The sequence below is a fragment of the Streptosporangium sp. NPDC003464 genome, from assembly GCF_053588315.1.
This window is the reverse complement of sequence record NZ_JBSFPS010000347.1, coordinates 1-9,250: the sequence shown is the minus strand read 5'-3', so window position 1 is coordinate 9,250 and position 9,250 is coordinate 1. Positions and strand designations below refer to the sequence as shown.

The 9,250-nt window shown below is 69.7% G+C and carries 8 protein-coding genes, 1 tRNA gene and 1 pseudogene; 4 read left to right on the top strand and 6 right to left on the bottom strand.

The annotated features are described in order from the left end of the window. The 5 genes and pseudogenes from ACWDS7_RS43565 to ACWDS7_RS43545 form a co-directional block, all read right to left on the bottom strand. A pseudogene (locus ACWDS7_RS43565) lies at positions 1 to 248 on the bottom strand (50S ribosomal protein L25/general stress protein Ctc); the annotation flags it as partial. Positions 249 to 507: 259 nt separating this feature from the next. Further along, positions 508 to 1,485: a ribose-phosphate diphosphokinase gene (locus ACWDS7_RS43560; protein ID WP_306863673.1), complete on the bottom strand. Its 978-nt coding sequence runs from the start codon at positions 1,483 to 1,485 to the stop codon at positions 508 to 510. Further along, entirely contained in the window at positions 1,482 to 2,933 is a 1,452-nt protein-coding gene (gene glmU / locus ACWDS7_RS43555) for a bifunctional UDP-N-acetylglucosamine diphosphorylase/glucosamine-1-phosphate N-acetyltransferase GlmU (protein WP_451934072.1), read from the bottom strand. The genes ACWDS7_RS43560 and glmU overlap by 4 nt, the downstream gene beginning before the upstream one ends. Then, positions 2,887 to 3,108: a hypothetical protein gene (locus ACWDS7_RS43550; protein ID WP_370879688.1), complete on the bottom strand. Its 222-nt coding sequence runs from the start codon at positions 3,106 to 3,108 to the stop codon at positions 2,887 to 2,889. The genes glmU and ACWDS7_RS43550 overlap by 47 nt, the downstream gene beginning before the upstream one ends. Further along, positions 3,097 to 3,171, bottom strand: a tRNA-Gln gene (locus ACWDS7_RS43545). The genes ACWDS7_RS43550 and ACWDS7_RS43545 overlap by 12 nt, the downstream gene beginning before the upstream one ends. Positions 3,172 to 3,655: 484 nt before the next feature. Between ACWDS7_RS43545 and ACWDS7_RS43540 the strand changes: the two genes are divergently transcribed. The 4 genes from ACWDS7_RS43540 (at position 3,656) to ACWDS7_RS43525 (ending at position 8,771) form a co-directional block, all read left to right on the top strand. After that, complete coding sequence (locus ACWDS7_RS43540; protein ID WP_306863669.1) at positions 3,656 to 4,597, top strand: acyl-CoA desaturase; 942 nt, start codon at positions 3,656 to 3,658, stop codon at positions 4,595 to 4,597. A 178-nt stretch (positions 4,598 to 4,775) separates the two neighbouring features. After that, complete coding sequence (locus ACWDS7_RS43535) at positions 4,776 to 5,774, top strand: TetR family transcriptional regulator (RefSeq protein ID WP_451934071.1); 999 nt, start codon at positions 4,776 to 4,778, stop codon at positions 5,772 to 5,774. Between the two features lie 62 nt (positions 5,775 to 5,836). Then, entirely contained in the window at positions 5,837 to 7,900 is a 2,064-nt protein-coding gene (locus tag ACWDS7_RS43530; protein WP_451934070.1) for an RNA degradosome polyphosphate kinase, read from the top strand. Next, positions 7,893 to 8,771, top strand: coding sequence for an NUDIX hydrolase (locus tag ACWDS7_RS43525; protein WP_306863660.1), 879 nt, complete (start codon positions 7,893 to 7,895; stop codon positions 8,769 to 8,771). The genes ACWDS7_RS43530 and ACWDS7_RS43525 overlap by 8 nt, the downstream gene beginning before the upstream one ends. Before the next feature lie 67 nt (positions 8,772 to 8,838). On the opposite strand, the gene ACWDS7_RS43520 is transcribed toward ACWDS7_RS43525, so the two are convergent. Beyond that, positions 8,839 to 9,250, bottom strand: a 412-nt coding sequence (locus tag ACWDS7_RS43520) for a CHAD domain-containing protein (protein WP_451934069.1), incomplete at its 5' end; no start/stop codon positions are given.

Sequence of the window (9,250 nt, the reverse complement as noted above, 5' to 3'; positions counted from 1 at the left end):
AAGCCCTTGATCGGGTCACGCTGGACGCCCTTGGGCAGCGCCAGCTCGGTGACCGCGCCCTGGAGGCGGATCAGCACGTTCGGCGTGCGCAGGGCGAGCAGGAGCTCGTGGCCCGGGAGGGACAGGTGCTGCGGGTCCGTGCCGTGTCCGTAGAGGACGACGGGCACCTTGTGCTCGCGACGGATCTTGCGGGCGGCGCCCTTGCCGAACTCGGTGCGCGACTCGGCGTTGATGACTACTTCGGACACGACGGATCTCCTAGGGATCTTCGACGGATGGAAAGGCGCGTTCTCCCTCACCCGCCCTAGCGGAAGGCGTTACGAACGCACTCAACCTGACCAGCCTACCGGCATATCGCCGGGCTCCGGCCCTGGCGCCCGCGGCGCCGCGCGTCGCGGGCGCCGCGGCCCGGGCGCTGAGGGCCGGTGGCCTACCTCGCGTTGTCCGCGACGCCGCGCGTCGCCGCTCGGTCCGGCCACCGGCGCACCCTCGCGGGTCGGGACGCGGTCAGCTGTCGCCTTCGAACAGGCTCGTCACCGAGCCGTCGCTGAAGACCTCGGTGATCGCACGGGCGATCAGCGGGGCGATCGACAGCACAGTGAGCTTGTCGAACCGCTTGTCCTCGGCGAGCGGCAGGGTGTTGGTGACGATCACCTCGGAGATCTTGGAGTTCTTCAGCCGGTCCACCGCCGGGTCGGAGAACACCGCGTGCGTGGCGGCCACGAGCACGTTGGTGGCGCCCTGCTCGTACAGCGCGTCGGCCGCCTTGCAGATCGTGCCCGCGGTGTCGATCATGTCGTCGATCAGTACACAGGTGCGGCCGCGCACCTTGCCGACGACCTCGCTCACCTTCACCTGGTTGGCGACGTCGAGGTCGCGGCGCTTGTGGATGAAGGCCAGCGGGGTGCCCAGCGTGTCGGCCCAGCGCTCCGACAGCCGCACCCGGCCGGTGTCGGGCGAGACGATCGTGGTCGTCTCCAGGTCGAGCTTGTCCTTGAGGTAGTTGACCAGCACCGGCATGGCGAACAGGTGGTCCACCGGGCCGTCGAAGAAACCCTGGATCTGGGAGGTGTGCAGGTCGATCGACATCAGCCGGTCGGCGCCCGCGGTCTTGAACATGTCGGCCATCAGACGGGCGGTGATGGGCTCGCGGCCCCGGCCCTTCTTGTCCTGGCGGGCGTAGCCGAAGAACGGCATGATCACGGTGATCCGCTTGGCGGAGGCGCGCTTGAGCGCGTCCACCATGATCAGCTGCTCCATGATCCACTTGTTGATGGGGCCGGTGTGGCTCTGGATGACGAACGCGTCACACCCCCGGACCGACTCCAGGTAGCGGGCGTAGATCTCACCGTTGGCGAAGTCACGCAGCGCGGTGGGGGTCATCTCCACCCCGAGATGGCTGGCCACCTCCTCCGCGAGATCCGGATGCGCGCGCCCGGAGAAGAACATCAGGTTCTTCTCACCGGTCTGCTTGATGCCACTCACGACTTGCTCCCCTGCTGATTCCCGGTCTCGGCGGCCCGCAGCGCCGCCTCGGCCGATTTGGTGCCCGCGCGCCTGCGCGCGACCCATCCTTCAATGTTGCGCTGCTGGCCTCGGGCCACCGCCATCGCCCCGGGCGGGACGTCGTTGATGAGCACCGAGCCCGCCGCGGTGTAGGCGCCGTCCCCGACGGTGATCGGCGCGACGAGCATGTTGTCGCTGCCGATCCGGACGTGTTCGCCCACCGTCGTGTGGTGTTTCTCGACTCCGTCGTAGTTGACGAAGACACAGGCGGCCCCGATGTTGGAGCCCGCCCCGATCGTGGCGTCGCCGACATAACTCAGGTGGGGAACCTTCGCACCCTCGCCCACCTGGGCGTTCTTCATCTCGACGTAGGTCCCGGCCTTGGCCTTGCGGGCGAGCACGGTGCCCGGCCGCAGGTAGGCGTAGGGTCCCACCAGCGCCTCGGGGCCGATCTCGGCCTCGACGCAGACGGCGTTGCGGACCAGCGCGCCCTCGCCGACGACCGTGTCGGTCAGCGTGGCGGCCGGGCCGATCTCGGCGCCCTCGGCGACGGCCGTACGGCCGTGCAGCTGGGTGCCCGGGTGGAGCACCACGTCCTGTTCCAGGGTGACGTCGACGTCCACCCAGGTGGTGGCCGGGTCGATGACCGTGACCCCCGCGCGCATGTGGGTCTCCAGCAGCCGGGTGTTGAGCACCTTGCGGGCGAAGGCGAGCTGCACCCGGTCGTTGACGCCTTCCACCTCGACGTAGTCGGCCGCGATGTGCGCGCCCACCCGGTGACCGTCCTCCCGCAGGATGGACAGGACGTCGGTGAGGTATTCCTCACCCTGGACGTTGGAGGCCGACACCCGCTTGACCGCGTCGGCCAGCAGGGCCCCGTCGAAGGCGTAGACGCCGGAGTTCATCTCCCGGATCGCCCGCTGCTCGGGGCTGGCGTCCTTCTCCTCGACGATCTCCAGGACGGCCCCCGTGGTGTCACGGATGATCCGGCCGTAGCCGTACGGGTTGGGGACCTCGGCGGTGAGCACGGTGACGGCGTTGCGGTCGCGCTCGTGCCGCTCCAGCAGCGTGGCGAGGGTCTCGGTGCGCAGCAACGGCGTGTCGCCGTAGGTCACCAGGACGGTGCCGTCGATGCTGCCGGCCTTCTCCAGCACGACCCTGACGGCGTGGCCGGTCCCCCGCTGCTCGGCCTGCACCACGGCCTGGGCGTCGGGGCTGGTCCGCGTCAGGTGCGACTGGACGCGCTCCCTCTCATGGCCTATGACAACAATGAGCCGCTCGGGTTCGAGACCTCGAGCGGCGGTGAGCATGTGGTCGACCAGGGTGCGGCCGCACAGCTCATGCAAGATCTTGGGTGTTTTCGACTTCATCCGGGTGCCCTCACCTGCGGCAAGGACGATGACGGCGGCCGGGCGCGGCACACTCACGGACGAGGCTCCCTCGGCGTCGCGGCTGAGACATGACAAAGCGGGATGCCGGATGGCTACCACGAGGGCATCGTCCGGTCACCCACTCGACAACGTGAGGATACCTTCCCCACCGGGAACCCACCCAGCCGACCAGCCCGAACAATAAAACGGACAGAGATGATGGCTCCGGCACCAGGACTCGAACCTGGACAACAAGGACCAAAACCTTGCGGGCTGCCAATTACCCAATGCCGGATCAGCCTGGCGGCTCGGACGGGGCCCGAGTGCCCGGCCCCCCTACGATACCGAGCCCTTGATATCGAACGCGCCTCGATTTGGGTGTCTGTCGACCACGGAGGCGATCAGACGGGGAGAGAACGCCCGTGCCGCGCGGCCCCGGCCGGACGCCGTGCGGGAACGCGCCGCCGCACGGGCGGACACGGGCGCCGTCGCACGGGCGGACGCGGGCGCCGCCGTACGGGACGGGAGCCCTGCGGGGCAGGTGGGCGAGAGTCCTGTGGGGCAGGTGGGAGCAGGGGTCCGCGCACGGACACCGGGCGCGCCGTTTAGCAGGTCAAACCGGTGGTAGACAAGATACGAAACCACTACGGGATCTCCCGGTGAGAGTGAGCTTCCCTCCATTCGATGCTTAGGGATTCCTAACTTACGATGGCGTAGGTTACGGTGGCGTAGCCAGGCATAACCTCACCCTTACTCACCGAGCCTCCGCGAGGTAGCGCATGACCGTCATCGCAGATCGCCCTGCTCCGGGCCCCAAACCAGACGCCGACCCCGAGCCGAAGACCAGGCCCGAGATCATCACCTTCGGGGTGGTCGTGGCCGCGCCGCTGATCGCTCTGATCGCCGCCGTCCCGTTCGCGTGGGGCTGGGGCATGGGCTGGAGCGACGTCGTGATCGCCGGCGTCCTCTACGTGATCACCGGGCTGGGCGTGACCGTCGGCCTGCACCGCCACTTCACCCACGGCTCGTTCAAGGCCAAGCGGCCGTTGAAGATCGCGCTGGGCATCGCGGGCAGCCTCTCCCTGGAGATGTCGGTGCTCGACTGGGTGGCCACCCACCGCAAGCACCACAAGTTCTCCGACAAGGAGGGCGACCCGCACTCGCCGTGGCGGTTCGGGACCGGCTTCCGGGCCGTGTCCAAGGGACTGCTCTGGGCGCACATGGGCTGGCTGTTCGAGACCGACCGCGCCAACCGGGAGAAGTACGCCCCGGACCTGGTCAAGGACCCCGACATCGTCAAGCTGCACAAGTTCTTCCCGGTGATGGCGATCACCTCGCTGGTGCTCCCCGCCCTCCTCGGCGGCCTGCTGACCTGGTCCTGGTGGGGCATGGTGACCGGCTTCTTCTGGGGCACGCTGGTCCGGATCGGGCTGCTGCACCACGTGACCTGGTCGATCAACTCCATCTGCCACGTCTTCGGCGAGGAGGTCTTCGAGTCGCGTGACAAGTCGCGCAACGTCTGGTGGCTGGCCATCCCCTCGTTCGGCGAGTCCTGGCACAACCTGCACCACTCCGACCCGACCTGCGCCCGGCACGGCGCGCTCAAGGGCCAGATCGATCTTAGCGCGGGTGTGATCCGCTGGTTCGAGAAGGCCGGCTGGGCCTATGACGTCCGTTGGCCGACCCCCGAGCGGCTGGCGGCGAAGCGCATTGCCGCCTGACGGTCCCACCGGGGCCGCCCCGGCGGCCCGCACACTGCTCATGCAGCCCGACGCTCCCACGGAGGCCGCTCCGGCGGCCCGTGCGACGCCGGCGCCACCCGGAGCTCCCACCGGGACCGCCCCGGCGGCCCGGGGCGCGGTTCCCGCTTCACAGCCGGGGAGCGCCATTATTAGAACCGTGAGCGAACCCCGACGACGCATGTCAGGCAAGGAACGCCGGGAGCAGCTGATCCAGATCAGCAGGACCCTGTTCGCGGAGAAGGGGTTCGACGGCACGTCGGTCGAGGAGATCGCCGCGACCGCGAACGTCTCGAAGCCGGTGGTCTACGAGCATTTCGGCGGCAAGGAGGGCGTCTACGCGGTCGTCGTCGACCGGGAGATGCAGAAGCTGCTGGCCCTGGTGACGGAGGCGCTGTCGGCCTCGCACGCGCTGATCAAACTGGAGCGGGCCGCCCTGGCGCTGCTGGCCTACGTGGAGGAGAACAGCGAGGGCTTCCGGATCCTGGTCCGCGACTCGCACGCCGCCTCCGGGACGGGCACGTTCGCCAGCCTGATCAACGACATCGCCAGCCAGGTCGAGGACGTGATGGCCGACGAGTTCAAGGGGCGGGGCTACGCCCCGGAGCTGGCGCCGATGTACGCGCAGATGCTGGTGGGCATGGTGGCGCTGACCGGGCAGTGGTGGCTGGACGTGCGCAAGCCCCCTCGCGAGGAGGTCGCCGCGCACCTGGTCAACCTGGCCTGGAACGGTCTCGTCGGGCTCGATCCGCGCCCCCGCCTGACCGGCTCCTCCCGCGGCCCGGAGCAGCGGCGGGCGCCGCTGCCGCCGCGGCCGACCGACAAGGAACTGCGGGAGATGAGCAGGGCCCGCGAACGCGAGCTCAAGGAGCAGGAGAAGATCCGCGAACGCGAGCAGCGCGAGGCGGAGAAACTGGCCCGGGATCAGGAGAAGGCGCGGCTGCGGGAGCAGCGTGAGCTGGAGAAGGCCCGCGAACGCGAACTCAAGGAGCAGGAGCGGCTGCTCAGGGAGCAGGAGAAGGTCCGTGAGCGCGAGCTCAGGGAGCAGGAGAAGATCCGGGTCCGGGAGGCGAAGGCCGCCGACCGGGACGCCGTCCGGCAGGCCAGACTCGCCGAGCGCGCGGGCGAGGGACAAGACAAACTTGAATCAAGCGAGTAAGCAACAGCGGCCGTTGAGCCGAAATTAACGTTCTGTTCAACCAAAGCGGGCATTCTGGTCATATGTCCGCCGAACCCGCGCACCCCGTCACCGAAGGACTGCCCCTTCCACAAGAACGCTTCCTCAACCGCGAGGAGAGCTGGTTGCAGTTCAATCAGCGGGTTCTCGAACTGGCGGAGGATCCGTCCCTGCCGCTGTTGGAGAGGGTCAGGTTCCTGGCGATATTCGCCAGCAACCTGGACGAGTTCTTCCGGGTGCGGGTGGCCGGCCTCAAACGGCGGATGGCCACCGGCCTGCTGCTGCGGACCAAGAGCGGGCTGAAGCCCCGCGAGGAGCTGGCCAGGATCGCCGCCATAGCCGACGACCTCGCGCAGCGGCACTCGGCCTGTTTCCACGAGCGGCTCTGCCCGCAGCTGGCCACCGAGGGCATCGAGATCACCCGCTGGGAGGACCTCGGCCGGGACGAGCGCACCGAGATGCGCAAGCTGTTCCGGGAGCGGATCCGGCCGGTGCTGACGCCGCTGGCCGTCGACCCCGCCCACCCTTTCCCCTATATCTCCGGCCTGTCGCTCAACCTGGCCGTGACGGTACGCAACCCCGCGACCGGTCACACCGTGTTCGCCCGGGTGAAGGTGCCCAGCCAGCTCCCCCGGTTCGTGGCGGCCTCCAAGGACCGCTTCGTCCCGCTCGAAGAGGTGATCGCCGCCCATCTCGGCCAGCTCTTCAAGGGCATGGAGGTCGTCGAGCACCATGTCTTCCGGGTGACCCGCAACGAGGACCTGGACGTGGACGAGGACGTCACCGAGAACCTCATGCAGGCGCTGGAGCGGGAGCTGCTCAAACGCCGCTTCGGCCCGCCGGTCCGGCTGGAGGTCGAGGACACCATCACTCCCGAGGTGCTCGACCTGCTGGTGGACGAGCTGGGGGTGGCCGAGCACGAGATCTACCGGCTGCCCGGCCCGCTGGACCTGACCGGGCTGCACGCGATCGCCGACCTGGACCGGGGCGAGCTGAGCTTCCGTCCCTTCGTGCCCGCTGAGGTCGTCCACGTCGAGGACGACATCTTCGCGGTGCTCCGCGAGCGGGACGTGCTGCTGCACCACCCCTACGACTCCTTCTCCACGAGCGTGCAGCGCTTCATCGAGCAGGCGGCGGCCGACCCGAGCGTGCTGGCCATCAAGCAGACGCTCTACCGGACCAGCGGTGACTCGCCGATCGTGGACGCGCTGATCGACGCGGCCGAGGGCGGCAAGCAGGTCGTCGTGGTGGTGGAGATCAAGGCGCGGTTCGACGAGCACGCCAACATCAGCTGGGCGCGCAAGCTGGAGCGGGCCGGCTGTCACGTGGTCTACGGGGTGGTGGGGCTGAAGACCCACTGCAAGCTGGCCCTCGTCGTACGGCAGGAGCCCTCCGGCGAGCTGCGCAGCTACTGCCACATCGGCACCGGCAACTACAACCCCAAGACCGCCCGGGTCTACGAGGACCTGGGGCTGCTCACCGCCGACCCGCTCGTCGGCGAGGACGTCACCGACCTGTTCATCCACCTGACCGGATACTCCAACCACTCGGCCTACCGGCGGCTGCTGGTCGCCCCGCACTCGATGCGCGGCGGGCTGCTGGCCAGGATCGAGCGGGAGACCGCCCACCAGCGGGCGGGGCGGCCGGCCGGCATCAGGATGAAGACGAACTCCCTGGTGGACGAGCCGATCATCGACGCGCTCTACCACGCCTCCCAGGCCGGCGTCCCGGTCGACCTGTGGGTGCGCGGGGTGTGCACGCTGCGGCCGGGCGTCCCGGGGCTGTCGGAGAACATCCGGGTCAGGAGCGTGCTGGGCCGCTTCCTCGAACATTCACGGATCTACGAGTTCGGACGCGGGCGCAGGCCGGAGATCTGGATCGGCAGCGCGGACCTGATGCGCCGCAACCTGGACCGCCGGGTGGAGGCGCTGGTCAAGGTCACCAGCCAGCAGCAGCGGGTCTATCTCAGCGACCTCCTCGACCGGGCGATGTCGGAGGAGACCTCCACCTGGTGGCTCAACTCGGACGGGACGTGGTCCCGGCGCGGCGGCGAGGACCTGCAGACCCATCTGATCGGCACGCGGAGGTGGAGGACGATTGATGACTGAGCTGGACGTCCATCCGACAGACATGATCCGCGCCGCCGGGGCGGTGGTCTGGCGGGGCCCGGAGTCCGCACCCGAGGTCGCGCTCGTCCACCGGCCGAAGTACGACGACTGGACGTTCCCGAAGGGGAAGCTGAAGCCCGGCGAGCACGTCATCGCCGGGGCGCTGCGCGAGGTGGCCGAGGAGACGGGGATCACCGCCCTGCTCGGCCGGTCGCTGCCGCCCATCCACTATCTGAAGGGCAAGCGGCTCAAGCGCGTCGACTACTGGGCGGCCCGGGCCGTCTCCGGGGACCGCCACACCGCGGTGGAGGAGGTCGACGAGGTGGTCTGGCTGCCGGTGAAGGAGGCCAGGCGGCGGCTGACCTACGAGTGGGACGCCGGGCTGCTCCGCGCGCTCACCGCGGTGCCGCTGGAGACCACGCCGCTCGTCCTGGTCCGGCACGGCCTGGCCGGGTCACGCCAGGACTGGGAGGGCGACGACGACGAGCGGCCGCTCGACGAGGCCGGCAGGATGCAGGCCGAGGTGCTCGCGGACGTGCTGTCCGGCTACCACCCCACCGAGCTGATCAGCTCCCCCAGCAAACGGTGCGTGCAGACCCTGGAACCGTACGCCGGGCGGAGCGGTCTGGAGATCCGCCGCGAGCGCCTGCTGTCGGAGACCCACTACGAGCCCCGCGCCGCCCTGCGCCTGGTCTCCAAGGCCCTGGCCACTGACCGGCCCACGGCGCTGTGCAGCCACGGCAAGGTGCTGCCCGAGCTGATCGCCGGGGTCAGCGACCGGCCGGGAGACGTGCAGTTGCGCAAGGGCGCGTTCATGGTGCTGCACCACACCGCCGGCCGGATCGTCGGCATGGACCGCTACCTCACCTAGCCGTACCGGCCGGGGCGCCGGGCGGGGCGGCGGACGTTTCCGGTCGCCGCGGCGGGCCCCGCCGGGCTCACAGGAGCTTGTCGACGGCCTGCGTGGTCTCGGCCCAGATGCGGGGGAACTCCTCGAAGGCGCGCTCGGCCTCGGCCCGTTCCAGGCCGGTCAGCACGCCGTAGGTGAAGGTGTCCTCCCCGGCCAGCCTGGCGGTCTCGGCCTCGGCCGCCAGCCGACCCTGTGCGACGACGCCGTCCAGGTGCGCGCCCAGCACCTCCTGTACGGACTCCGCCTGCTTGGCGAGCTTCTGCATCCCGAGCGCCTCGGCGGTGTAGCGGGCCCGCTTGGCCGCCTTGCGCACGTCGTGCATGGCCTGCTCGTGCTCGGCGGGGGCCTCGACGGCCCGGGCCCTGTCGTAGGCCCGGGTGACCCGGCGCCAGCCCTTGGCGGCCACGGCGTCCAGGGTCCCGGCGGGCCTGCGGGCGGCC